This is a genomic window from Peribacillus simplex (genome assembly GCF_900156045.1).
In the GTDB taxonomy this organism is placed as follows: Bacteria; Bacillota; Bacilli; order Bacillales; family DSM-1321; genus Peribacillus; species Peribacillus simplex_D.
Window position 1 is genome coordinate 393,664 of record NZ_FTMX01000004.1, and the last position, 25,083, is coordinate 418,746.

Here is a 25,083-nt window from a genome sequence, read left to right on the forward strand (position 1 = left end):
AGAAATATGTCTGTTTTGCCAGAAGAAAGAAAGAATGAAATTTTAAAAGAACTTAACAAAATGGGAAAAGTAAAAGTTATGGAATTAGTTGATCAATTTAATGTTTCAGAGGAAACGATTCGACGCGATTTGATGATGTTAGAGGAAAAAGGACTTTTAAAGAGGGTTTACGGTGGAGCGATTAAAACAGTTTTTGAATTTGAGGAGCCTCCATTTACACAGCGTACAACGGTGAATCAAGAAGCGAAAATCCAGGTTGGGAAAAAAGCAGTGGAACTCGTTTCTAACGGAGATGTGATTGCCATTGATGTAGGGACAACCATGCTTGAATTTGCGCAGTGCATTGAAAATAAAAAAGACATTACGGTTTTAACCAATTCTCTTCCTGTGTCGTCCGTGTTAACCGAATTGCTCAATGAAAATAAGTTTACAGGACAAATTCTATTACTAGGAGGACAAATTGATCCTAAGCATCAATCTATAAGTGGCGGTCTCACTGAACAAATGTTAAATCAATTTAATATTGATAAAGCGTTCATTTCAGCTGGTGGTGTTACCATTCAAAATGGGGTTAGTAATTATCATTTACATGAAACATTAGTTTCACGCAAGATGGTCGAGGTATCAAAGCAAGTTATTTTGCTAACGGATTACTCTAAAATTGGTGTCGACACATTTAGTAAAGTTTGTCCTCTAGAAAAAGTCGATGTGATTGTCTGCGAGCAACCATTTCCAGAGGAATGGAGAAATCATTCAAAATTAGAGGAAGTCAATTGGATTCAAGCATAGCTGATAATGGGACATATCGATGGAAGAGGGGGTACTCTCTTTTTTAATTCGATTTTTGTTGATAGCAGATAAAAAAAGCTAGAAAGAGAATCTAATAGATAGAATGAGAAAAGGAGCCATTAGCATGAGTTTCATTGCGATAGATTTAGACGGAACATTATTAAACGACGAGAATGAAATTAGTGAAGAGAATATAAAGGCGATTCAATATGCCCAAGATAGAGGCTTTGAAGTAGTCATTTCAACAGGACGGGCTTATTTTGACGTTCAAACAATTTGTGAAAAAGCAGGGATTTCCCCATTTGTAATCGGGACAAATGGTGCAACCACTCATTCCAAAAGCGGAAAGTGCATTTCTTCTATTACGATAACTAAAGATCTTGTCGAATCAATTCTCAAATGGTTAGATGAAAGGAATTATTATTACGAAGTGTTTACTGATAAAGCCATTTATACTCTTAAAAAGGGTAGAGAACATTTCCAAAATGAGATTAAAAGTTTGAAGAACGCAGATTTGAATGCAGATATGAAAGAATTAGTTGAAGTAGCGGAAAGGCAATTTGACCAGTTTGGATATGTATTAGTCGAAAGCTATCATGATATCTTAAAACAGGAGGAAGAATTCTATAACATATTGGCATGTTCTTTTGATAAAAAAAAATTAGCGGAAGCATGGAACAAATTCAAACAGTTTGATGAGCTGATGGTTGTTTCATCTGCTGATCACAACATTGAAATTACTAGTAAAAGGGCTTCAAAAGGAATGGCTCTTGAAAAATTGGCTTTTTTAATGAATGGCTCCTTAGATCAGGCTATGGCAATCGGGGACAGCAACAATGATTTATCCATGTTCGAGAAAGTTGAATACAGCGTAGCGATGGGAAATGCGAAAGATGTCATAAAAGCTGTTTGTACAACGACAACCCTTAAAAATGATGAGAATGGGGTAGCTTATGCGATTTATCGATATATGGAGAACTTCGTGGTTCCAAAATAAGTGTCAATGCCGAAGGAGAGAGCGATAAAATGGCATGGATATATATCATAATGGCAGGACTTTTGGAAATCGTCTGGGTGATCGGTCTTAAATATTCACACGGATTCACCAAAATTATACCTAGTATAGTAACGGTAGTTGTAATAATCTTTAGTTTCTTTTTACTTTCAAAAGCTTTACATTCCATTCCCTTAGGAACTGGTTACGCCATTTTTACTGGAATCGGAACGGTGGGAACGGTAGTAACTGGAATGATTTTTTTGGGAGAGACCATTAATCCACTGAAAGTATTTTTTATGGTTTTAATGATATTGGGGATAATTGGAATAAAAATCAATCCAGCCCAACCTGAACATTAAAGGAAGTGAAAGGATTTATACAAGGTTAGGGGATGATTCAATGGCTTGGTTTTTTCTTCTTATTGCCGGAGTTGCCGAGATTGGCAGTGTTATAAGCCTGAAACGTGCAAACGGGTTTAAAAAATTGCTTCCCTCTGTAGCTTGTCTTTTTTTGGGGAGTTTAAGCTTTTATTTTCTTTCTTTGTCATTAAATTCCATACCGGTGGGGACTGCCTATGCAATATGGACCAGTATCGGCTCTGTTGGAAGTGTTTTAGCAGGAATGATCTTCTTTAATGAACCTAGAAGTTTAAGATTAACCCTATTTATTATGTGTATTATTGCAGGGGCTGTAGGTATTAAAATGACTTCTGGACATTAAGGGCAGGATTTTAAAATGGAAATAAGTAGAGAAAGGTATTACCTATGGAGGAGAGCGAGATGAAACTATTCAAGATTTAAGAATGCTGCATTCTGATCTGACCGTTTACAACTGTCATAATCTCTGCTTCAATTTTTGAATCATTCAACGTAATGGTGCGATACTTCAATAACGAAGTGTCGCTTTTTTTTGACCTTCCGCTAAAGTCGTACCCGACCTAAAAATAGCTGACTCTTTCCTTCGTCGATGAATCGCTTTCATAGCTTCCCTTATCTTGTGCAAATCTGGACCTCGCGTATAGTACGTTCCGGATCCTCGAGACAATCGTTCCTCGAACATCTTGGTTCTTTTGAATTCTCCTTTTTGAACACTTACTTAAAGAGAATAATGAATTTTTTGTATTTTCAATATTTACAGTCAATATTTGAAATGGTAGTATAACAATATCTATTAAGAATTATCAAATTATAAGGTTTTTTCCAAAAAAATATTTTTTTATTATAATGAAAGTTTTTCTAACTAAAATATTATTATTATAGTTAGAATATTTTGTGTTTATATTTCTTTAGGGGATGAATGATGATGAGTATTAAAAAAATGTCAAGTGCAATAAAGTCAACTGAAATAGTAAAGCAAACAACTGGAATATATGAAGAAGCTGTGAGATTAAGAAGAATGATCCATGAAAATCCTGAACTTGGATTTGAAGAGCATAAAACGGCTGAAATTATTGCGAATTATTTAAAAGAGCTTGGAATCGAAGTGACATCCGGAGTGGCTAAGACAGGGGTTGTGGGTATTCTTCGTGGAGATAAAGAGGGGCCTGTGCTTGCTTTACGGGCTGATATTGATGCCTTACCTATTCAGGAGAAAACGGATGTAAGCTACAAATCTAAAAATCCTGGGGTAATGCATGCTTGCGGACATGATATGCATACCGCAATGTTACTATCTGCCGCTAATGTTTTATCTCAAAATAAGCATCATATTGCGGGTACAATTAAATTCATTTTTCAACCTGCTGAGGAGATGAAGGGCGGAGGAATCATGATGGTTGAAGAAGGTGTATTGAGCAACCCTCCCGTTGACCATGCTTTTGCTTTTCATGTTTGGCCTGAATTAGCTACTGGTACTTATGGTTTTAGAAATGGTGCCATAATGGCAAGTATGGATTCTTTCGATGTTGTATTAAAAGGTAAGCAAGGTCACGGGGCAGCACCGCATCAAGGAGTAGATGCTATTGTGGGTGCTGCTCATGTTGTAACAGCTCTGCAAACAATTGTTAGCCGAGAAACAGATCCAGTAGATTCCGTTGTTATTACAATCGGAACAATTGAAGCAGGGGATGGCTATAATATTATTCCTGAAAAAGCTAGTTTTAAAGGAACTGTACGAACACTTAATGCGAACACACGTAAGGAAGTGGCTGCAAGTATTCAACGAATTATCGAAGGTGTGGCCTCCGCACTTAAATTAGAAGTTGAAATAAACTATAACTTTACAGTGGGGTATCCTGTTACAATGAATGATCCAAAATTTAATGAACATGTTGCTGCTATTGCTACTGATTTATTTGGAGAAAACTCAGTGCAGTGGTTGTCTAAACCAAGTATGGCAAGTGAAGATTTTGCTTTCTATTTAGAAAAAGTCCCGGGTACATTTGTCTTCTTGGGAGTAGGAGAAAACCCTGAGGATCCGATGAAGCTGCATAGTGACGTATTCTTACCTGATGAAAAAGCTATGATTCAAGGGATTTCCCTTATCGTAGGACTAGCTATGAATACTACTGAAAAAATTCAATAAGTTAAAAAATGATAAGCAAAAATAGTTTGTAGAAAAGGAGTGTAATAAAGTGCAAGAAAATTCTCTGCGTAATTGGAAAATTCATTTATTTGTTTTGATATTAGTCTGTGTTACAGAATTTATTGGCGTCAAAACGTTTAACATTGGGATTGGAGCCATTGCATTATTTCCAATGTTGTATGCATTAATTATCGGAGCCATTATTAGTCTACCTTCTTTAAAAATTTTAAAAATGAAGGAAATGAATGTAGCGGCCAATATTTTAGGAATTTCATTCATGCTTTTTGTAGCCAAATTGGGAATGTTAATGGGGCCTTCATTGCCGAAGATATTTGATGCTGGGATTTCTTTAGGATTACAAGAAGTGGGACATTTCGCAGGGACAATCCTATTAGGTTTACCGATTGCTTTATTACTTGGAATGAAAAGAGAAGCAGTCGGTGCTACTTTTTCAATCGATAGAGAACCTAACTTAGCCATTATTGCTGAGAAATATGGCTCGGATTCACCTGAAGGACGGGGAGCGCTGGGCGTATACGTTTGTGGAACTTTGTTTGGGGCTTTATATCTGTCAGTGTTAGCCAGTTTTTTGGCTCAAACTGGTTGGTTTCATCCAATTTCACTAGCCATGGGTGCGGGTGTTGGTTCAGGTAGTATGATGGCTGCCATGTCAGGGGCATTAGCTGTTATCTTCCCAGAATCCGCAAAGGATATCGCAGTTTTTGCTGGTGCTGCTAACTTAATTACAACAATTTTAGGAACGTATATTTGTGTATTCTTTTCTCTTCCTTTTACAAACTATTTATACAAAAAATTTGAGCCTATTTTAGGGCGAAAGTCAAAAAAAGATCAAATCAAAAATATTGAAGCATAGGGCATAAAGGGGAGATTTTATATGAAAGATAAAATATTGACTTTTATAATTATCGGTATAATAGCTATTATGGGAAATTGGATTGGATACAATGTTTCACCAATTGACGCATTACCAGGTATGATGATCATTGTTGCTGTAACGATATTAGGGTTCTTTTTCGCAAAAATCTCCCCTATTAAACTACCAATTGTTGTTTGGGTTTCTATGTTAGCCTTATTGGTTACAACTCCGATTTTTCCAGGAAACGCATCAATCATAAAAATAACAGAACAAGTTAATTTTATGGCCTTGGCAACACCTATTTTGGCTTATGCTGGCCTTTCTTTCGGGAAAGATTTGAAAGAATTTAAAAAATTGGGATGGCGTATAGTAGTTATATCTCTAGTTGTATATACAGGAACATTTTTGCTATCAACTCTAGTTGCAGAAATTGGGTTTAGATTAACTGGTAAATTCCATTAAGTTTTTGTGATCAAGCTATTCGTATTTAACTTAAAACCAAGGAAACGAAAAATCGAAATATGGCGATTAGAGAACGAATTTTGAAGTGCCTACACTGCATGAAGTGTAAAAAGAGCCACACAGTTTCACTTTCACTTTCACTTTAATAGCTTTATAAAATGTCCGATTCCAATATTAGGAATCGGGCATTTTTTATGCAAGGAAAGCATCAATTTCCCCAGTAAGAACCGAACTATTAGGTTCTTGGGGTTAGCATCTTATTTCCAATGGATATGAGATATGATTAGCAAAATATCCTACTCAATATATAGCCTTTTATACTCTTTAGCATTGTAGCAGCCAGAGGATTGCCTTCCTTTAGTTATTACAATGTCTGTTTCATATAATGAAGCAACTTATAAACAGTTAGAAGGAAAGGAAACAATAAATATCTCATGAACTAGATAAATTAGAAGTATTTTTATTTAGTGGTCTATTGCAATTTAAGGAATATATTGATTTGACTATGGAAGGATTGTTAAGGATTGAGAAGCCTATTATGGAGAGTTAGATGAAAAGTGCTAATTATATGTAAAGAAATGTATCTACACATCTTAGAAGTGTAAATGATATTAGGTCAAGATAAGAAGAGATTCATAATGAAATCCTATCCTTATTAGAGATTCAAGAATGCTGATACCCTAAATGCAAAAGAGAAATAATCAACCATATATTAGATTGATTATTTCTCAAATTAATAATGATCAAAGTTATTCTTCTAAGAATAACCTTACACCGAATACTAATGTACTGTACCCGTAATACCTTCTATGGCTCTATTAACACACTCTCTTTTTAAGAACATTCTTAGCTGTCGTATTAGTACGATATAGAGTAAGTACCAAATACTTGTAAGTACTGTAAAAGTCAGTCCAAATAAAAGAAACTGGAAAAAATGACTTTGATTATCTAAAATAAATTGAGGTAAGAAGCTCAGAAAATTGAAAATTTTATTGATTTATTTTCGCTAACAAATGTTGAACCTAAAAGCAATATACCACCAAGCATTTGAACAAATGTCATTTGCTCTTGCAAGATAAGAGCAGAAATCAGTATCGCTACAAATGGATCTATATAGCTTAGCATAGCAATACTTTGTCCTTTTAACTTTTGCATACCTGAAAAAAATAACCAAAATCCAATACCAGTGTTAACAATACCTAATAGTATTATAAAGGGAATGGATGATCTGGATACTTCCAAGATACTAAATCCCTCAGTAATAAGCACATATGGTAATAGCAGCAAAGCAGTTGTTCCAAGTTGGATCATGGTAATCTCTAACTTGGCCATGTTTTGAATGAATTTATTTAATAACATTAATGCAGCGTAAAATGCAGCTGCAACTAATCCAAAAAAGATCCCTAGCAGATCACCTTTTCCAGATGCACTTATGCCATTTCCAACAATCAATAACATTCCTAATATCGCAACACCAATACAAACAATCTTTTTGATAGGTAATTGTTCCTTAAGGATAATTGGTGAGAGAATCATGACAAACACAGGTGCAAAGTAATACCCTAATGTTGCGTTAGTGATTGTTGTATAATCGTAAGATTGATAAAGAAAAATCCAATTCCCTCCTAATGTAATACCAGAAAGAAATAGGATGGAAGCATTAGTTTTCAATAATTTCCACGAAATGGATTTTTTCATCATAAAAAATACGAACATTAAAAATAGACATCCGATTGAACTACTTAGTAAAGCTGTTTCACTCGAAGATAAATCAATGTATCTTTGCACTAAACCAATCGTACCAAAGATTATCATTGATAATATAAACTGAATGTTAGATTTCATCGTTTACTCCTTCGAATCTGCGAAACAGCTTATATTTCGCAGATTCTTAATCTGTTTTTAATATAAGCTTATTCAGTACTAATATAACAAATCGAGTAAACGGTGGTGGCGGTGATGTTGAAAATGGCTTCCAAGTGTTTAAGTATGTATTTGATAATGGCATCATAATTCCCCCTATTTTTTCTATTAATAGATTTTGAAAGTGACAAGTTAAGCATTCCTTCATATAGAGCTGCAAAGACAGAAGCTAGGTTGCCTTGTCATTGCGTAAGAAGATGTTGTTCTGTCTTCAATTCATGATGTAAGACCTCACCAATACGTTTTATACCTTCCCTAATTTGTTCTTTCGTTGTATTCGAGTAATTTAGCCGTAATGTGTTCTTTTGTGTACCATTTGGAAAAAATGGAATACCAGGAACAATGGCTACATTATTTTTCAAGCACTCCACAAAGATTTTACTTGAATCAACAGAAGCAGGAAGCTCCACCCAAATAAATAACCCGCCTTCCGGCTTGCTGTAGGAGATATTTTTAGGGAGAAATTGATCGATGCAGGCAATCATCGTTATGCATCTTTCTTTGTATACGGCTTTAATTTTTTCAATATGAGCCTCTATATCATAAAGTTCCATATACTTAGCGGTGATCCGCTGTGCAAAGCTGTCAGAGTGTAAGTCTGCTGTCTGCTTAAATGCTACGTATTTTTCAATAAATACTTCATCCGCACAAATCCAGCCAAGCCGAAGTCCCGGTGTGAAGATTTTCGAAAAGGTGCTCAGATAAATGACCCGGCCTTCTGTATCAAAATGTTTTACTGGCGGAAGGGTAGTTCCAGAAAACCGGATAGCTCCGTACGGATTATCTTCCAAAATCAAAACATCATACTGGCTGGCGAGCTCGATCATTCTTTTTCTTCTTTCAAGCTTGAGCGTTCGGCCTGTCGGGTTTTGAAAATCGGGAATGGTATAAATGAATTTTGCCTGGGGATTCTCCTGAAGCTTTTTCTCCAGCGCTTCCATCATCATGCCGTCTTCATCCATCTCTACTTCTACAAAGTTGGCATTGTATGCTTTAAAGGCATTGACCGCAGCCAGGTATGTGGGGCTTTCGCAAATGATCGTATCCCCTTCGTCAAGAAAGAGCTTTCCTGTCAGGTCAATGGCTTGCTGGGACCCTGATGTAATCACGATTTGCTGTAAATGGGCTTGAATACCGATCGCATCCATCCGCTTAATGATCGCGTTTCTAAGCGGGATATATCCTTCTGTTGTACTGTATTGAAGGGAAGCAGGGCCGTCTTCTTTAAGAACGGCTTCACATGCCACATTCAGTTCCTCTACGGGAAACAGTTCCGGAGCCGGGAGACCTCCTGCAAAAGAAATCACTTCTGGCCGTTCTGTGACCTTTAAGATTTCACGCGTTTCAGACGATTTAACCAAACTAGCTCTCTTTGCAAATTTGTTGTGCATTTCTAAATGCTCCTTTTAATCATATTGTTTAAAAATCATTAGCTGTTTCGAGGCATGATATCCTCCAGTTAAATTTGAATTATCATAACACGCACATAAAAAACCATACAATATTATAATCGTATGGCAAACAATATTTTTTTCACTTTTCAATTATTTTTTTAAGTATAATTAGCGCTTTTTCAAGTTCCTCTTTCGTTTCTGGCGCACAAATCCCCAAACGCACGGCATTTGCCGGTGCGACATTGCCTACCGCAAATCGCCCTCCACTATAAACTTGTACACCTTGTGCTGCAGCTATTCGTTCAAATTGGTCCCCTGTATAATAGTTCGGCAGATGTAACCAGCGAAAAATCCCTGTTTCTCCGCCTAAACAATTATCCTTATCTAAATAATGATTTACCAATTGATTGCGAGCTTTAGTTTCCTCTTTATGAAGTGCAACAATGTTTTCAAGTTGACTCGATACAATTGCTCGTGCTGTTAACTCCGCAAGTAGTGGCGATACGGAAATATTTAAGTTATAAAGAGCTTTTCGAGTGGAATCCAGGAATTTGAAAGGAACTGACACATAAGCAAGACGGAGTCCAGGTGCCATCGATTTCGATAAACTTGCTATATAAATCGAATGCTCAGGTGCATATGTCGCCAAGGCCGGCAATACGTTGTCTTGGGTTAAATGATACATTCCATCTTCAATGATAAATAAATTGTACTTTATGGCAATTTCCGCAATAGCCTTTCGAGTTTCAATGCTCATTGTATACGTCATCGGATTCTGGTAATCCGGAATAATATATAAGCCTTTAATGTTTTCGTTTTTGCATGCATAAAGAAGTGCTTCCGGACTCATTTCATCAGTTTCTGACCGAATCGGGACAAGCTGGATGCCCAGCATCGCGGCAGCTGTCTTTAACCCTGGATATGTATGGTGATCGACACCTATCCGGTCTCCATGCTGACAAAGACCTGCAAGTGTTGCGGTGATGGCATTTTGTCCGCCATTAGCCAGTAAGATATGCTCTCTAGTCGTTTCAACACCGGCATATTTTAATAATTTGACGCCTGCATCTTTTTGCCAAATCGAATCACCTGGCCGGCTGTATCCAAACCATCTCGCACAATCGGATTCTTGTAACATGGATTGCAGTAGGTCATGTAAAGGTCCATATGATACACGATCTGGTAGCATTGCGCCCATTTCAATTAGATGTTTTGGCTTTTCTTCTGAAAGTAAGTATGCGTTCGAAATCGCATCATATGAAACATACGTTCCACTGCCAATGGTTGCACTAATCAATCCTTTTAACTCAGCTAATTTAAAAGATTTTGAGATTGTACTTAGATTCACATCCAAATAGTCTGCTAACTCTCTTTGCGGTGGAAGTTTTGTGCCTGGAACTAATCGTCCCTTTTTAATGTCAGATTCTAACTGCTTAGCTAATGCCTGATAGATCGGTCTATCTTCTCGATTTAATGTCGGCTTCCATGTCATTGGATATTCTTCAAACGAATTAATAGGCACAATCCTCATCCTTTTTTCATACAATTATAAAATTGTATGGCAACAAATTCAAATTATATGGGGGCACAGGCAGCAGGTTTCATATCACCTCTTGTCATGGGCTTTATCATCACCTTTACAGGATCCTACAATGGGGCATTTTGGTTCTTGATCGCATGTTCCGCCATTTCAATAATTGCCGCGCTTTCCATTAAAAAGAATAATCATATGGAGCAACCAAAAGATGTTGACCTATTAGCATAGTATATGAAAAGGCGAGGCATACATGTTAAAAACGAAAACAATATGAAAAAGAAAAAACCCCGGGTTTGGCCTTGAAAACCACCCCCGGGGTTTTTGAATTTATTTAAGAAGACTCAAAAATAAGCAGGTTTCTCTCTTTCCTTACCTTCATTGAAATATTTGTAGTTTTTTCTAGTATCCTCAGCTACAGTACAAGCCGTTATATAATAAAGACATATCATATAACGAAGGGGAAAAATCTTGAAAAACTGAGAACAAGCAATTATTCTTCTATTGTTTTTTCATCCAAGGAACCCCATCTCTCTATTAACAAATTTTATAAAAAGGAGACGTTTAGGGAATGTGGCCATTTGACAATGGTGAGGAAAGGATACATCAGCCGAATAAAAGTACAATGCTGTCCCGGCAAGAGATAAATGCCATTGAGTCCTGGATTTCTCAAATAGGGATATTCCAATTTTATAAAACAGTTGGACAAAAAATGTCTGCTGCCAGAAAAACGCTAAAGTTAAAGTATAAAATCATTGGGCATGGATTTAACCGGGTCGTCTATGATTTAAATAATGGCTATATATTAAAAGTGGCATTTTCAGAAGTTGGTTTAATAAGCAATGCAAATGAAGCCTATTTATATAATAACTGTAATGAGGAAGTCAAAAAGTATTTATGTCCGGTTAAGGAGCATGGGACGGGCTGGATTATCATGAAGAAGGTGGACACGAAAGTGCCGTTTGCAATCAAGGAATATACGAAATTGATCAAGTTGGAATTAAAATTCCTGAGGTACGGGATTATACCAATAGATTTGCGTTTAGATAATGTCGGATATAACGAGAAAGATGAAATGGTTGTCATTGATTATGGTCTATTCACCATGGATCTCAAAAGCCCTGTGCTCCGTTGGTTTGTTTGATGATGGGTCTATCCAAAGAAAATATAAAATGGAAATTACAATGAAGTGATTAGGCGAAGCGGTAAATCGTATGGGCCGTTCTTGCCTAAATGAAAGAAGCATGTTACGACGGGCTTTTTGTGCAACATGCTTTTTTATTTGGTTTACAAGATCATAACTGATGACACAACGCTTGCCACTTTTTTATCATTTTGAAATAAATCTGCGAGTACATAAGCAGTTTTTTTTCCGATTCGGTCTACTTTTGCTTCAACTTGTACGTCTCCTAATCTCACTGGTCGATGAAAGGTAGTATGTAAATCAATAGATGCGAAGGATTGCCCGATACTTAATTTAGATGATATCGCATAAGCCATCATTATATCTGCTGCAGAAGTAACAAATCCACCCATTGCTACTCCAATTCCGTTAATAAACTTTTCATCTACTTTCCATACACCTTTCGCAATTCCATCCTGGGCATAATTTGCTTCAATCTGTAACGTTAGATCACAATTCGGAGGTTGTTTCCCTTCTGTTAAAACTTGTAAAAGTTCGTGTCCTTTAAGTGATTTCCCCATTAAATTGCCCCCTTTGAATAAGTTGAAACTACAGAATATTCTAACATATATCATGATGTTAAATGTCAATGAAGTTATTGAGTTTACAAATAAAGTAAATAGGGAGCGGATTTCTGAATCAACTGGAATGTTTTTAAGGGTTTGTAAAATTTGAACGTTATTGGAACGTAGGGTACTCGCTTTCCGCGGGCGGTTCCGGAAGCCTCCTCGGCTTGAGCCTGCGGGGTCTTTCTAGACGCGCTTTTCTAAGCAGGAGTATCGAACACCCGCTCCAATCAACTTGAATGTATTTTTTAGAAAAAAGCTTAAGGGAAAATGGCATTTCTTCGATTTTGTCTACCTTCTTATGGTTTATCTAAATAACCTATGATCTGTTTGAAATTTAAAGTCGTTAATTATCGAAAAAATCAAAAATCTTCTTCTTTTTCTAATTAAATTGTGATAGTGTATAAAACAAAGAAGGATTACCTTCGACATTTTGATAATAAGAAGTATTTAATTCGTCGGAAAGGGGTAATATTTTGGAACATCTTCCTTTTAAATTATTAGTAAAGGAAAAATTTGACCATTTATCGGCAGGTCAAAAAAAAGTTGCGGCTTACCTGATTGAAAATTTGGATGAAGCCGCCTTTAAAACGGCATTTCAAATTGGTCGGGAAGCGGAGGTTAGTGAAACGACGGTCATTCGGTTTTCCTATTCATTAGGATTTGAAGGGTTTAGTAAAATGCAGGCCAGAATTCAAAAACAGCTTCTGCACCAAAATCATATGGACATATCCAATAATGATTCGATTCTCCGCATTGATGACAAGCAAGATCCATTCACCAAAGTGATAGAAAACGAAGTTCATATATTAAGACATCTATTAGATCATACGAACGTTCAGGATATATGGAGAGCAGTCGATGTCTTGATCCAGGCTGACCAAATATTAATTGCGGGGCATCGCATTTCCCATGCCGCCGCCTATTGGTTTTCCTATACGCTAAGTTCGTTAAGGGAAAATGTAAGTTTATGTTCACCAACAGGTGATTTCTATGAAAAGTTTTGTAACCTCACTAACAAGTCTGTGATAGTCGTTTTTTCCTTTCCGAGGTATGCGAATGAAACATTAAAAGTTGCTGAGTGTGCCAAAGAACAAGGAGTTTGTTTAATTTCAGTTACAGACCGCCTTCTGTCACCTGTTGGCCGCATCGCTGATATTGCATTGACAACTGAAGAAAACGCAGAAACCGGAACCAATTCAATCGCTTCCGTCATCAGCTTATTGGACTTGGTTATTGCAGGCATACATCAAAAGGACGAAAAACGGATCCACACTCATCAGCAAAAATTAGAAAGGCTATATTCAAGTTATGAAGTGTTTAATGAATGAGTCTTTAATAAAGTTAAAATTCATGTAAAAGAGGAGGTGCATCATTATGAATCCGATTCAATATATTGATCAGCATCAAGAATCATTGATAAAGTCCTACCATGACCTGCATGCTTTGGCTGAGCCAAGCTGGCAGGAGGAAAAAACGTCTTGCTACATATTAAAATGCCTTAGGAAAGCGGGAATGACCACAAAAACATTTCAAAGCCATCATGGAATCATTGCCGAGATTCCAGGCATCTCAAAAAAGGTTGTGGCATTAAGGGCTGATATGGATGCGCTTGTTCAGGAAGTAGATGGAGTTGTAAAGGCCAATCATTCATGTGGACATGACGCACATAGCACAATGGTTTTATATACGGCATTGGCCATTGCCTCCAGTGGATTCCGGCCTAAACACACTCTCCGATTCATATTTCAGCCTGCGGAAGAAAAAGGAGAAGGCGCTCTTCAAATGATCAATGATGGAGCATTGGAGGATGTTACATATTTATTCGGTGTACATGTAAGACCCAGTACGGAGGTTTCTTATATGAAAGCTTCCCCCGTCATTGTCCATGGCTCTGCCGAAACGATAAGGGGAACAATCAAAGGTGTACAAGCCCATGCATCCCGACCGCAAGATGGAATAAATGTCATCGAGGCAGCAGCTTTACTTATACAAAAATTACAGCAGATTAATCTAGATACCGAAACTTCTTATTCCATCAAAATGACTCAATTTCAAACAAACAACAATGCATCAAACGTTATCCCGGAAACAGCTGTCTTTGCAATTGATGCAAGAGCTCAATCAAATGATGTAATGATTGAATTAAATCGCTTATCAGAGGAAGCTTTTGACCAGACAATGCAACAAACTGAAACATCCATCTCCTGGTCTGCGGAAGAATTCGTCCCAGCTGCGAGTTTGCATGAAAAAGCCATAAAGCTGGCTGAGGCCGCCATTGGAGAAATCCTTGGGACGGAAAATGTCGTTCCGGTCTGCATTTCTCAAGGAGGAGAGGATTTTCACTTTTATACAGCCCAAAATCCTGATATAACAGCAACCATGATAGGGTTAGGCTGCGATTTAACGCCTGGTCTGCACCATCCGGATATGAAGTTTAATTTACAAGCACTTATTTATGGAACGAAAATTTTAATTAACACTGTAATGATGGCGACAGAAGAATAGAATTTTTTCGATAAAAATCTACTGAAGGGGTGTTTTATGGAAAATACCGCACATACATCACAAACCGGGGATCAAACAGCTACTGATGGAAAACAACTGGAGCGCAAACTCAAACCAAGACATCTTTCCATGATTGCAATCGGCGGAACCATTGGAACGGGGCTATTTTTAGCAAGCGGTTCCATTATTCATACTGCGGGTCCCGGAGGAGCTGTAGCTGCCTATATAATTGCCGGAATCATGGTTTACTTCCTGATGACAAGCTTAGCCGAAATGGCTGCTCTCATTCCTATTACAGGCTCTTTTAGTACCTATACATCAAGGTTTGTCGATCCGGCTTTAGGATTTGCGATCGGATGGAACTATTGGTATAACAACGCAATCGTAGTCGCGTTGGAATTGGCGGCTTCCTCCCTGATCATGAAATATTGGCTGCCTGCTGTTCCGGGCATCATTTGGAGCGCATTATTTCTTGCCCTCATATTTGGCCTGAATGTTTTATCGGTAAAAGGATATGGAGAATCAGAATTCTGGTTTGCCATTATAAAGGTTTTGACGATTATCATTTTTATAGCAGTGGGGTTATTAATGATTGTAGGAATCATGGGAGGGGATGCCGTAGGTTTTGAAAATATCACCAAAGGAGAGGCACCGTTTAAAGGAGGCTTTTTATCCGTTATAAGTGTCTTTATGGTGGTCGGATTTGCTTTCCAAGGCACCGAGTTAGTAGGAATTGCGGCCGGCGAGAGTGAAAATCCGAGAAAAAATATACCCAAGGCCATTAAGCAAATCTTCTGGAGACTGCTCTTGTTTTATGTATTGGCGATAATCGTGATTGGATTTTTAATCAGCTATAATGACCCGCGTTTGTTAAGCTCTGATATAGAAGATATTGCGGTAAGTCCCTTCACTTTAGTTTTTCAAAACGCTGGACTTGCGATTGCTGCATCGGTTATGAATGTGGTCATTCTTACTTCTGTTCTTTCTGCAGGCAATTCCGCCATGTACGGTGCTTCTCGCGTCCTTTGGGTGCTGGCAAAAGAAGGCAAAGCCCCTTCGTTTCTAAAAAAAGTGAATTCAGGCGGTATTCCAGTTAACGCTGTGTACTTTTCTACCATCGTTGGGATGGCAGCTTTCCTGACCTCTCTTTTCGGTGAAGGAATGATTTATACTTGGTTATTGAATGCTGCAGGATTATCCGGCTTTTTATCCTGGTTAGGAATTTCGATTACACATTATCGATTCAGGAAGGCATATATTGCACAAGGAAGAGACTTGAAGGATTTGCCTTATGTATCAAAATGGTACCCCTTCGGTCCGATATTAGCCACATTTTTATGTGTTACGGCTATCCTGGGACAAAATTACTCTGCCTTTTTCGGCCCTGAGATCGACTGGTATGGAATATTAATTTCTTATATCGGGCTTCCTTTATTTTTCCTGGCTTTTCTAGGATATAAAATAGTAAAGCGAACGAAAATGATTCCATTGCAAGAGGCTGATTTCAGTAAAGTTGAATAAGTTCTTTTGTTCAAAAAACAGGAGAGTATTTCATTTTAAACATAGTATTTAAATGATAGCTCCAGTGCCTAGTAACGACAAGCCGTCGGCTGTGGAAATTACTTGTCCATCTTATGTTGGGGCGATCAAGGCACTTGAGCTTTTCCTAGGAGGTTGGACATGACGAAAACACAGGAAATTGCAATTCGTTCTCTTCATCGAATTGAAGAGCTAGAGGACGTAAGAAAGCTAGAATCCGCCATTTGGGGAGAAAACGACTCGATCCCCACACACCAAACCATAACAGCTGTGAAAAACGGTGGTTTGGTTCTAGGAGCTTATTGCGAGGAGAAGCTGATCGGATTTCAGTACAGCTTTCCGGGATTCAATGGGCAAACAGCCTATCTTTGTTCACATATTCTAGGAATAGATGAGCAATTCCGCAACAAAGGAATAGGGGAGAAGTTAAAGTTAGCCCAACGTGAGGAAGCGTTAAAGCTTGGCTTTTCCCTTATTACCTGGACTTACGATCCTTTGGAAAGTATTAATGGGTATTTAAATATAGCAAAGCTTGGTGGGGTCTGTTCCACATATATCGCAAACTGCTATGGTGAAATGGAAGATCTTTTAAACAGCGGAATTCCATCTGACCGCTTTCTTGTCGAATGGCATATTGGTAAAAAGGAGACAACGGATTCTAGTGGACGGGGAACTCCGCTGGATTTTGTGATGGAAAACTCACTTATTCAATGGGAGACCATCGAAAAGGGAGTGCCTGTTCCTTCTTGCACCCTTCCACTGCCTGAACAGGAATGTGATACAGCTTTTGTGGCCATTCCAAAAGACTTCCGAACAATAAGGGGCACAAATAGTCAAGCAGCCAAAGAATGGCGGATGAAAACCAGGGACACATTTACCGATTTATTTCAGCAAGGATGGGAGGTAACAGATTTTATAAAGAATTCCATGACGGAAATTCCCGTTCAGTTTTATGTGCTGACAAGGAAATAAGCAGGTGAATTTTAATAAGAGCTCGTAATTTCAGGCTGCTGTCAGCCTATTTAATAAAAAATTGGTAAGACTGTGTCTTTTAACAGTTTTATCACAAAGGAGAATTTCCAAGTGAAAATTAAACAAGTTATTCTAAGGCATCTTAAACTAGACCTGCTTGAACCTTTTACAACTAGCTTTGGGACCGAATACAATAGGGATTTCATCCTTGTAGAAGCAAAAAGCGATGACGGCATTTCCGGTTGGGCTGAATCGGTTGCGATGCTCGACCCTCTGTATAATGAAGAAACCTTAAAAACAAACTGGCATATACTCGAGGATTATCTAATTCCAATTATCCTTAAAAATGAAATCAAGCATCCGGATGAACTCTCTGAAAAATATTTCTCCCATATTCGCGGCAATTATATGGCAAAGGCCGCTTTAGAGGGTGCTGTTTGGGATCTGTATGCGAAAAAGCAAGATGCTTCACTCTCAAGTTTATTAGGTGGAACAAAAAAGAAAATTGAAGTGGGGGTAAGCATCGGGATAAAGGACTCGATCGATTCGACCCTAGATATGATTGAAGCTCGTCTCGGTGAAGGCTATAAACGCTTTAAACTAAAAATCAAACCGGGCTGGGATGTTGAATTAATAGACAAGGTCCGAAAAGTATATCCTGAAATCCCGCTCATGGCAGACGCAAATTCAGCTTATACCTTACAAGATATAGATCGGCTATCCGCCTTGGATGATTATAAATTAATGATGATTGAACAGCCGCTTGCCTATAACGATATTATTGACCATGCAGATTTACAGTCAAGGTTAAAAACACCTATTTGCCTGGACGAAAGCATTCACTCCTTAGAGGATGCAAGGAAAGCTATTAAATTAGGCAGCTGTAAAATTATTAATATTAAGATTGGCCGTGTCGGAGGTTTGACTGAATCCAAGAAAATACATGATTTATGTCTTGAACATGAAATTCCACTATGGTGTGGGGGTATGCTGGAATCAGGCATTGGAAGAGCGCATAATATTGCCATTACATCGCTGCCAAACTTTACTCTTCCGGGAGATACGGCAGCTTCCTCGCTCTACTGGGCAGAAGATATCATTGACCCTGAAGTTACAGTGGAAAACGGAATAATCAAAGTTCCGGAATTACCCGGAATTGGCTATGAACCAAGCTTGGAAAAAATCAATAAGTATACTATACACAGTCAAACATTTAATTTAAGTTAGAATTGGTTAAAAGAAAATGCTGTTTTCGCTTACTTTGTTGCTATTTTCCAAGTAAAGCAGTGTGGTTGATTTCCCCTCCAGATGCTCGCTTTCCGCGGGGCGGGCGGTGAGCCTCCTCTGCGTAAACGCCTGTGGGGTCTCACCTGTCCCGCTGCTCCCGCAGGAGTCTCGCACTTCCGCTCCAATCAACCTTAAATCGTTTCGTTTTAAAAACAACAATCTTTATGAAAAGAGCCAAAGAAAAAGGGCAGTCACTAGCTTCAACATCTATTTTCCTTACATAAAGGCATGATTCCCCATGGAGGGAACATGCCTTTTTTTAAACAAAAAAATAATGATTGGAAGTACTTTAAATGCCACGGCAAAGGTAAAGACTATTATTCGATATATTTCTATCCTTGAGGAGTAATGCTGAACTTAAATAGCTAATAGTTAATGACATGGCTAAGAAATCCTAAGAATTCCAGAGGAATCTCCAAATCGTGATTTGTTTATTGAAAAGGTTAGTGGAATAACAATCTTTTGTTAATCCTATTTTGCTATAATGGAAATAAAATCTTTAAGAATATTAAGACATGGACGAGAAATTCAAAACGACAGATTTTTTATCCTTTACTTTGCTTGTAAAGATGAACGGGTGCAGTTGTATGCAAAAGTATTTACCGCTTGTGTTGTAGCTTATGTATTCAGTCCAATTGACCTAATGCACGATTTTATAACTAACTCATTCTGATTGTGATGTGAAAATTCTTCCGCAATTCAAAACCTGTAATAGTTTTCTTGACGTAAAGTCATTAATAATAATTGAATATTAAAACAACATTTGTATGTGAATCAATGCACATACAAAAAGAAGGGATGAAATAGTGTATACCGACAATGATGCTAACGCTTACAATAAGGTCAAGAAGGAGGTGAGTATTAAGTGATTGATGAAAGAAGCATGAAAGTATTACAAGAAATTTTAAATAATCAAAACACAACATTATCTGTTTTAGAGAGTAAACTTGGAATTAATCGGCGTCAGATTAATTATAGCTTTGAAAAAATCAATTATTGGATAAGTAGTTTAAACCAACCAAAAATCGAAAGAACGAAAACCGGAAATTTCATCGTACCTTCGTCATTGATTCATATACTCCCTTTAAATAATGAAGGTATTGATGTGGAGACATATATTTTATCTGAGAATGAACGTATTGCCGTTATTCAACTTATGTTACTTAGCAGAGATGAGGAATTATCATTAATTCATTTTACTTCAACACTTGGAGTTGGAAAGAATACGATATTAAGGACAATAAAGGCGGCACAATGTGATTTAGAGAAATATCAGCTTAAAATAATTTATTCGCGCCAAGATGGGTACAGAATTCAAGGTCAAGAGTTTGATAAACGACGCTTACTAATTACGGTCGTCCAGTCGGTAATCTCATTTTATAAAGGGGAAGAGATTATCATACATTATTCTGGCATTAAGGACAAAGAGGTAGAAACTCTTCGTAAAAAACTGGAACAGATTGAGGTTCACTTAAGTATTAAATTCACAGACGAGAGGTTATTGGCACTTCCTTATATTATAGCTGTTTGGATAAATCGAGTAAATCAAGGGAAAATCATTGAGCCTAATTTTAATATCGATTTCTCTGAACTTAAAGATACTAAAGAATATCATGCGGTAGTAAATGTTTTCCCTGAATTTGAAGTCATACCACCTAAGGAATTACTTTTTCTCACTTTGCAGCTAATAACTATAAATATATCTTCCTCCCAAGTTCTGAATGATGACAAATTGCCAGACTTAAAGGACGCTCTATTTGAGATGGTTAAAATTATAGAAAATATTAGTGCTTTTGAAATTCCTCATAAGCAGGAATTGATCGATAAGTTATTCCTTCATGTAAAGCCTGCCTATTATCGAATAAAGTATAATTTAGGCTTTATGACTTCAACGTTTATTCAGTTCGATGAGAAATTGGAGGATTTACACGAGATAGTCAAGGTATCTACTAGTCCTATTGAATCCTTATTAGGGTGTTCCATTCCTGAGAGTGAAAACATCTTTTTAACAATGATTGTTGGTGGGTGGTTAACTAGACATGGAGTTCAATTAAATAACAAGAAAATTGCAGCTGTTGTCTGTCCTAATGGATTATCAGTATCAAAACTATTACAAGCAAGTTTAAAATCCGGATTGCCTGAGTTTACGTTCCTTGAGTCTATGTCCCACAGAGAATTTTATAATTATAAGGGAAAAGTTGATATCTTATTTACTACTCAAAGGTTATCTACAGATATTAAACAGTACATTGTCCCAGTCGTTATAAATGAGAGAGAGAGAAACGAGCTTAGGAAAAGAATCCTTCATGAAAAATATGGATTTGTATCTAGTCATATAGATCTAAAAGAACTTATACGAGTTATAAGTAAGCATGCTGAGATTAAAGATTCCAACGGATTATTGAAAAGTTTAAATCGTTATTTTGGTGAAAGTAACTTTGTAAGCAATACAGAAGTTGAAACAAAATCAACATTAACGCTCAAGGACCTAATATATTCTGAAACAATTATCATTCAAGATAAGGTGAAAGATTGGAAAGAGGCATTATGGTTAGCTTCAGAACCTTTGTTAAAAGACATGTATATTGGCCATAAATATGTGGAATCAATGATTGAACAATATCAACACGACAGTAGATATATTATGCTAGCAAACAATATTGCCATTCCCCATTCCAGACCAGAGAACGATGTCTATCAAGTAGGAATGAGCTTTCTAAAGTTGAATGAGCCAGTAGAGTTTAGTGGTGGAAATTCTGTTAAGCTTATCTGCGTTATAGCTGCTGTTGATAAGGAACAACATATACGTCCTATCTTACAGCTTAGAAGACTGGCAGAAAGTCAAACAGATATAGAAAGTATAAAAAATGCAAATACAAAAAAGGAAATATTCTCAATTGTTGATGAATTTTCCAAGGGATAAAGAGCGGAACGGAGAGGTAGAATGACTAAGATTATTATCTCAGAAGAATCTATTTTCACGGATTTAGAAGCATCCAATAAAGAGGAGGCATTAAGGATCCTAACAGACTCACTTTTAGAGCAAGGATTCATCCATGATGATTTCTATGATAGCTTGCTGAATAGGGAACAAAACTTCCCAACAGGTTTGGAATCGTTTGACGCAGGAATTGCCATTCCTCATACAGATCCCAAACATGTCAAGCAAGATTCTATTGCTGTTGCGGTTTTAGAAAAACCGATTACATTCCAAAATATGGTTGATAAAAGTATGAGCATTGATGTGAAAATCATCTTCTTATTAGGTTTGTCACAAAGCACGAAGCATTTAAATATTTTGAGACAAATTATGGGACTAATTAAAGAAAAAGGGGCTTTGGAGGAAATTTCAAATATGTCTAAGAGTCATCTTTATAGTCATTTAGTAGAGAATTTGTCTACAGAATAAAATCATGAACCGGGAGGAAATAGAAATGAAAAAACATATTGTATTTGCTTGTTCAAGTGGGATTGCAACTTCAACGGTAGTAGCGGAGAAAGTAGTGGAGCATTGTAAAAATAATGGGATTGATGTTGTATACCAACAGGCAATCATTGGGGAATTGCCTTCATTAGATAACTCAGTAGATTTATTTGTAGTAACGTCACAAGTGGAAGCAAAATTAACTACAACTCTTGTAAATGCATTACCTATTGTAACGGGGTTTGGAGAAGAAGAGGTGCTTGATAAAATTGTTGAATTGTTGAAAGGGTGAATGAAGATGAAAAAACATATTGTATTTGCTTGTTCAAGCGGAATAGCAACTTCAACGGTAGTAGCAGAGAAAGTAGTGGAACATTGTAAATACCATGGGATTGATGTTGCATATCAACAAGTAATCATAGGGGAATTACCTTCATTAGATAACTCAGTAGATCTATTTGTAGTAACGTCACAAGTAGAAACAAAATTAAATACCCCTCTTGTAAATGCACTACCTATTGTAACGGGGTTTGGAGAAGAAGAATTGCTTGATAAAATTGTTAAACTGTTAAAATGTTGAAAGGGTGAACGAAATGGGACAACAGATATTAGAAGCATTCCAGTACGTTCTTGGTTTTGGTCCTACGGTTATGTTACCAATTGTGGTATTCATACTCGCACTTTGTTTTCGAGTTAAACCTGGGAAAGCATTAAGATCAGCCGTAATTATTGGAATGGGGTTTGTTGGGATCTTCCTAATCTTCAACCTATTAATTGAGAGCGTTGGGCCTGCAGCTCAAGCAATGGTGGGAAGAACAGGAATAGATTTACCGGTTGTAGACACCGGATGGCCGGCACTTGCTGCAATTGCTTTTGCATCACCAATCGCACCGTTTGTCATCCCGATGGTCGTTTTACTAAACATTGTCATGATCATGCTTCGTTGGACGAAAACCGTCGATATTGATTTATGGAACTATTGGCATTTTTGCTTAGCAGGAGCGCTAGTTTATGGTGTTACAGGTAACTTTTTATTTGGGTTGCTTGGTGCAGCCATAGCTACAGTCACAACTTTAAAATTGGCTGACTGGTCTTCACCGTATATACAGAAACGATTCAATTTGCCTGGTATCTCCCTACCAACATTATCAGCAGCTGTATTCTTTCCAGTTGGAATAATAGGAAATAAAATGATTGATTCAATACCAGGAATAAGAAACTTAAAAGCTGATCCAGAGTCCATTCAGAAACGCTTTGGTGTTTTTGGTGAACCGATGATGATTGGTCTAGTTTTGGGAATTATTATTGGAATTCTTGCAGGCTTCAATTTGGATGAAATATTGAAATTAGGAATGAACTTGGGAGCTGTCATGCTTATTATGCCTCGTATGGTTCGTATCCTTATGGAGGGTTTAATCCCACTGTCTGATGCTGTGCGTACCCTGCTTAAAAAGAAATTCCCTGATCGTGCAGATATTACGATTGGTCTTGATATTTCAGTAGCGATTGGTAACCCGGCAATTATTTCAACAGCGTTATTGATGACACCAATTACTATATTGTTAGCTGTTATTCTACCAGGGAATAAGATTATGCCGTTAGGTGATTTACCAACTTTGACCGTGCCATTGGCTATGATTGTTCTAGCCTGCGGAGGTAATATTATACGATCACTTATTATTGGCATACCAGTTATTATTGCTGACTTATACATCGCTTCTTACTTGTCTCCACTTGTTACCCAAGTAGCGAAGAGTATCGATTTTCAGTTCCCGGAAGGGGCATCATCATTGGTGAACAGCTTCCTGGATGGAGGAAATCCATTCCGCTATTGGCTGGTCATGTTATCCCAAGGAAATATCTTTGCGATTGGAATGATTCCAGTTATCGGTCTTTTTATTTGGTGGGCATATAAAATTACCAAAAAAGATTTTAATGAGAATGGTGAATTGAAGGCTTCAGATACAAAAGTATCTTAAGAATTATTTTTCAATAAGGGGAAATTTCTAATGAAAGGGGTTTTACTCTTAAAAATACCCCACCCCCTATTTTTCTCGAGAAAGGAGATTTTATGATGAGAGCCAGTGTATACCACGATGTTAATGATTTTCGAGTGGAAAACGTCGAAACTCCAGAAATTGGTTTTGGAGAAGTGTTGTTGAAGTTAAAAGCCTGTGGAGTATGCGGGACGGATATTCACAAAGCAATTCATAAAACCGTTAACCCCGAAACTATTCTTGGGCATGAATATGCAGGTGAGATTGTTAAGGTAGGAGAGGGTGTTACAAAATTTGAAATGGGAGACAGAGTTGTTGGAGCTATCCATGTTCCTTGTTTCACTTGTCATTATTGTCAACGACAGCAATATACACTTTGCCCTGAATTTAAAGAAACGAATATAGATCCAGGCGGATTTACACAATATATTCGATTATCAGAAAGACATGTACGCCATTTACTTTTTAAAATTCCTGACACTTTAAGCTACCTGCACGCATCTTTAGCTGAACCAGTAGCTTGTTGTATTCATGGACAAAAAGCTGCAAATATACGTCCTGGAGATAATGTTTTAATTATGGGGGCAGGTCCGATAGGGCTAATACATGGTCAACTCCTAAAACATAAGGATGTGAGTAATGTAATTATTTCTGATGTTTCTGCGTATAAGCTGTCAAAAGCTAAAGAGTTTGGTATCGATTACGCAGTAAATATTAAGCATGAAAGTCTTAAAGACGTAGTTGATAAGGTTACTAATAATATAGGTGTTGATACTGTTATCATAGCTGCGGGAGTCTCTTCTCTGTTGCCAGAAGCCGTGCAACTGCTAAGACGCGGCGGACGAGTGATCTGTTTTTCTCCATTTGACAAGGACCCTGAAGTGAAAATTGATGCAGGAAGATTCTTTAAGGATGAAATATCAATAGTAGGTACCTATAGTGTATCCCCATATGAATTTGACGAGGCTATTTTGCACATTTCAAATGGAACAATTGATGCAGAGAAAATGATTACACATGAGATGACGATTGATCAGGTAGGAGAAGCGATTACATTCGCTGCAAGTCCTGACGAAGAAGTTATAAAAGTGGTTATTATTGATTAATT

Annotated in this window: 24 protein-coding genes and 1 pseudogene; 20 read left to right on the plus strand and 5 right to left on the minus strand. The window is 37.3% G+C overall.

Translation table 11 applies throughout. The features are described from left to right. Positions 1-6: 6 nt before the first annotated feature. The 7 genes from BW986_RS16170 to BW986_RS16200 all read left to right on the plus strand — a co-directional run bounded on the left by BW986_RS16170 (position 7) and on the right by BW986_RS16200 (position 5,648). The gene (locus BW986_RS16170; RefSeq protein ID WP_076368881.1) at positions 7-789 is read left to right on the plus strand and encodes a DeoR/GlpR family DNA-binding transcription regulator; all 783 of its coding nucleotides are present in this window, start codon (positions 7-9) and stop codon (positions 787-789) included. A gap of 124 nt (positions 790-913) precedes the next feature. Then, positions 914-1,786 carry a Cof-type HAD-IIB family hydrolase gene (locus BW986_RS16175; RefSeq protein ID WP_076368882.1) on the plus strand — a complete coding sequence of 291 codons (873 nt, stop codon included), beginning with the start codon at positions 914-916 and terminating at the stop codon, positions 1,784-1,786. Positions 1,787-1,815: 29 nt separating this feature from the next. After that, positions 1,816-2,145: a DMT family transporter gene (locus tag BW986_RS16180; RefSeq protein ID WP_076368883.1), complete on the plus strand. Its 330-nt coding sequence runs from the start codon at positions 1,816-1,818 to the stop codon at positions 2,143-2,145. A 40-nt stretch (positions 2,146-2,185) separates the two neighbouring features. Then, positions 2,186-2,506 carry a DMT family transporter gene (locus tag BW986_RS16185; protein WP_076368884.1) on the plus strand — a complete coding sequence of 107 codons (321 nt, stop codon included), beginning with the start codon at positions 2,186-2,188 and terminating at the stop codon, positions 2,504-2,506. A 582-nt stretch (positions 2,507-3,088) separates the two neighbouring features. Continuing rightward, complete coding sequence (locus BW986_RS16190) at positions 3,089-4,309, plus strand: M20 metallopeptidase family protein (protein ID WP_260320873.1); 1,221 nt, start codon at positions 3,089-3,091, stop codon at positions 4,307-4,309. A gap of 49 nt (positions 4,310-4,358) precedes the next feature. Continuing rightward, positions 4,359-5,183, plus strand: a complete 825-nt coding sequence (locus BW986_RS16195; protein ID WP_076368885.1) for a DUF3100 domain-containing protein — start codon at positions 4,359-4,361, stop codon at positions 5,181-5,183. Positions 5,184-5,204: 21 nt separating this feature from the next. Beyond that, on the plus strand, positions 5,205-5,648 hold the full coding sequence (locus BW986_RS16200; protein ID WP_076368886.1) for a hypothetical protein: 444 nt from the start codon (positions 5,205-5,207) through the stop codon (positions 5,646-5,648). A 749-nt stretch (positions 5,649-6,397) separates the two neighbouring features. Here BW986_RS16200 and BW986_RS16205 read toward each other — a convergent pair. The 4 genes and pseudogenes from BW986_RS16205 to BW986_RS16220 form a co-directional block, all read right to left on the minus strand. Further along, positions 6,398-6,627, minus strand: a pseudogene (locus BW986_RS16205) (LysE family translocator); the annotation flags it as partial. Continuing rightward, a complete protein-coding gene (locus tag BW986_RS16210) occupies positions 6,621-7,493 on the minus strand; it encodes a DMT family transporter (RefSeq protein ID WP_076368887.1) in 873 nt (290 codons plus the stop codon). The gene BW986_RS16210 and the pseudogene BW986_RS16205, both read right to left, overlap by 7 nt. Positions 7,494-7,753: 260 nt before the next feature. Then, a complete protein-coding gene (locus BW986_RS16215) occupies positions 7,754-8,962 on the minus strand; it encodes an aminotransferase-like domain-containing protein (protein ID WP_076368888.1) in 1,209 nt (402 codons plus the stop codon). 142 nt (positions 8,963-9,104) lie between these two features. Further along, positions 9,105-10,487 carry an aminotransferase-like domain-containing protein gene (locus BW986_RS16220; protein WP_076368889.1) on the minus strand — a complete coding sequence of 461 codons (1,383 nt, stop codon included), beginning with the start codon at positions 10,485-10,487 and terminating at the stop codon, positions 9,105-9,107. Positions 10,488-10,523: 36 nt separating this feature from the next. Between BW986_RS16220 and BW986_RS29670 the strand changes: the two genes are divergently transcribed. Continuing rightward, on the plus strand, positions 10,524-10,730 hold the full coding sequence (locus BW986_RS29670) for an MFS transporter (RefSeq protein ID WP_142244637.1): 207 nt from the start codon (positions 10,524-10,526) through the stop codon (positions 10,728-10,730). Positions 10,731-11,070: 340 nt separating this feature from the next. After that, complete coding sequence (locus BW986_RS16225; protein ID WP_076368890.1) at positions 11,071-11,643, plus strand: hypothetical protein; 573 nt, start codon at positions 11,071-11,073, stop codon at positions 11,641-11,643. Between the two features lie 143 nt (positions 11,644-11,786). Here BW986_RS16225 and BW986_RS16230 read toward each other — a convergent pair whose 3' ends face one another. Further along, positions 11,787-12,203 carry a PaaI family thioesterase gene (locus tag BW986_RS16230; protein WP_076368891.1) on the minus strand — a complete coding sequence of 139 codons (417 nt, stop codon included), beginning with the start codon at positions 12,201-12,203 and terminating at the stop codon, positions 11,787-11,789. Positions 12,204-12,724: 521 nt separating this feature from the next. On the opposite strand from BW986_RS16230, the gene BW986_RS16235 reads away from it, so the two are divergent. The 11 genes from BW986_RS16235 (at position 12,725) to BW986_RS16290 (ending at position 25,081) form a co-directional block, all read left to right on the plus strand. Next, positions 12,725-13,579 (plus strand): MurR/RpiR family transcriptional regulator, encoded by an 855-nt coding sequence (locus BW986_RS16235; RefSeq protein WP_076368892.1) that lies wholly within the window; start codon positions 12,725-12,727, stop codon positions 13,577-13,579. A gap of 46 nt (positions 13,580-13,625) precedes the next feature. Next, on the plus strand, positions 13,626-14,756 hold the full coding sequence (locus BW986_RS16240) for an amidohydrolase (protein ID WP_076368893.1): 1,131 nt from the start codon (positions 13,626-13,628) through the stop codon (positions 14,754-14,756). Positions 14,757-14,792: 36 nt separating this feature from the next. Further along, positions 14,793-16,277 carry an amino acid permease gene (locus BW986_RS16245; protein WP_076368894.1) on the plus strand — a complete coding sequence of 495 codons (1,485 nt, stop codon included), beginning with the start codon at positions 14,793-14,795 and terminating at the stop codon, positions 16,275-16,277. A 159-nt stretch (positions 16,278-16,436) separates the two neighbouring features. Continuing rightward, positions 16,437-17,267 (plus strand): GNAT family N-acetyltransferase, encoded by an 831-nt coding sequence (locus BW986_RS16250; protein WP_076368895.1) that lies wholly within the window; start codon positions 16,437-16,439, stop codon positions 17,265-17,267. Between the two features lie 111 nt (positions 17,268-17,378). Next, a complete protein-coding gene (gene menC, locus BW986_RS16255; protein ID WP_076368896.1) occupies positions 17,379-18,494 on the plus strand; it encodes an o-succinylbenzoate synthase in 1,116 nt (371 codons plus the stop codon). A 925-nt stretch (positions 18,495-19,419) separates the two neighbouring features. Next, on the plus strand, positions 19,420-21,477 hold the full coding sequence (locus tag BW986_RS16265; RefSeq protein WP_081395655.1) for a BglG family transcription antiterminator: 2,058 nt from the start codon (positions 19,420-19,422) through the stop codon (positions 21,475-21,477). Between the two features lie 21 nt (positions 21,478-21,498). Beyond that, complete coding sequence (locus BW986_RS16270; RefSeq protein WP_076368898.1) at positions 21,499-21,963, plus strand: PTS sugar transporter subunit IIA; 465 nt, start codon at positions 21,499-21,501, stop codon at positions 21,961-21,963. A 25-nt stretch (positions 21,964-21,988) separates the two neighbouring features. Then, a complete protein-coding gene (locus BW986_RS16275) occupies positions 21,989-22,270 on the plus strand; it encodes a PTS sugar transporter subunit IIB (protein WP_076368899.1) in 282 nt (93 codons plus the stop codon). 6 nt (positions 22,271-22,276) lie between these two features. Further along, on the plus strand, positions 22,277-22,558 hold the full coding sequence (locus BW986_RS16280) for a PTS sugar transporter subunit IIB (RefSeq protein WP_076368900.1): 282 nt from the start codon (positions 22,277-22,279) through the stop codon (positions 22,556-22,558). A 13-nt stretch (positions 22,559-22,571) separates the two neighbouring features. Further along, positions 22,572-23,957 carry a PTS galactitol transporter subunit IIC gene (locus BW986_RS16285; RefSeq protein WP_142244638.1) on the plus strand — a complete coding sequence of 462 codons (1,386 nt, stop codon included), beginning with the start codon at positions 22,572-22,574 and terminating at the stop codon, positions 23,955-23,957. A 92-nt stretch (positions 23,958-24,049) separates the two neighbouring features. Next, positions 24,050-25,081 (plus strand): alcohol dehydrogenase catalytic domain-containing protein, encoded by a 1,032-nt coding sequence (locus tag BW986_RS16290; protein WP_221408323.1) that lies wholly within the window; start codon positions 24,050-24,052, stop codon positions 25,079-25,081. Positions 25,082-25,083 lie beyond the last annotated feature (2 nt).

What these genes read in the sequence shown, in the direction of transcription:
- BW986_RS16170 (WP_076368881.1), top strand. Translation starts at nt 7, where the DNA reads ATGTCTGTTTTGCCAGAAGAAAGAAAGAATGAAATTTTAAAAGAACTT.
- BW986_RS16175 (WP_076368882.1), top strand. Translation starts at nt 914, where the DNA reads ATGAGTTTCATTGCGATAGATTTAGACGGAACATTATTAAACGACGAG.
- BW986_RS16180 (WP_076368883.1), top strand. Translation starts at nt 1,816, where the DNA reads ATGGCATGGATATATATCATAATGGCAGGACTTTTGGAAATCGTCTGG.
- BW986_RS16185 (WP_076368884.1), top strand. Translation starts at nt 2,186, where the DNA reads ATGGCTTGGTTTTTTCTTCTTATTGCCGGAGTTGCCGAGATTGGCAGT.
- BW986_RS16190 (WP_260320873.1), top strand. Translation starts at nt 3,089, where the DNA reads ATGAGTATTAAAAAAATGTCAAGTGCAATAAAGTCAACTGAAATAGTA.
- BW986_RS16200 (WP_076368886.1), top strand. Translation starts at nt 5,205, where the DNA reads ATGAAAGATAAAATATTGACTTTTATAATTATCGGTATAATAGCTATT.
- BW986_RS16210 (WP_076368887.1), bottom strand. Translation starts at nt 7,493, where the DNA reads ATGAAATCTAACATTCAGTTTATATTATCAATGATAATCTTTGGTACG.
- BW986_RS16215 (WP_076368888.1), bottom strand. Translation starts at nt 8,962, where the DNA reads ATGCACAACAAATTTGCAAAGAGAGCTAGTTTGGTTAAATCGTCTGAA.
- BW986_RS29670 (WP_142244637.1), top strand. Translation starts at nt 10,524, where the DNA reads ATGGCAACAAATTCAAATTATATGGGGGCACAGGCAGCAGGTTTCATA.
- BW986_RS16225 (WP_076368890.1), top strand. Translation starts at nt 11,071, where the DNA reads ATGTGGCCATTTGACAATGGTGAGGAAAGGATACATCAGCCGAATAAA.
- BW986_RS16230 (WP_076368891.1), bottom strand. Translation starts at nt 12,203, where the DNA reads ATGGGGAAATCACTTAAAGGACACGAACTTTTACAAGTTTTAACAGAA.
- BW986_RS16240 (WP_076368893.1), top strand. Translation starts at nt 13,626, where the DNA reads ATGAATCCGATTCAATATATTGATCAGCATCAAGAATCATTGATAAAG.
- BW986_RS16245 (WP_076368894.1), top strand. Translation starts at nt 14,793, where the DNA reads ATGGAAAATACCGCACATACATCACAAACCGGGGATCAAACAGCTACT.
- BW986_RS16250 (WP_076368895.1), top strand. Translation starts at nt 16,437, where the DNA reads ATGACGAAAACACAGGAAATTGCAATTCGTTCTCTTCATCGAATTGAA.
- BW986_RS16270 (WP_076368898.1), top strand. Translation starts at nt 21,499, where the DNA reads ATGACTAAGATTATTATCTCAGAAGAATCTATTTTCACGGATTTAGAA.
- BW986_RS16275 (WP_076368899.1), top strand. Translation starts at nt 21,989, where the DNA reads ATGAAAAAACATATTGTATTTGCTTGTTCAAGTGGGATTGCAACTTCA.
- BW986_RS16280 (WP_076368900.1), top strand. Translation starts at nt 22,277, where the DNA reads ATGAAAAAACATATTGTATTTGCTTGTTCAAGCGGAATAGCAACTTCA.
- BW986_RS16285 (WP_142244638.1), top strand. Translation starts at nt 22,572, where the DNA reads ATGGGACAACAGATATTAGAAGCATTCCAGTACGTTCTTGGTTTTGGT.
- BW986_RS16290 (WP_221408323.1), top strand. Translation starts at nt 24,050, where the DNA reads ATGATGAGAGCCAGTGTATACCACGATGTTAATGATTTTCGAGTGGAA.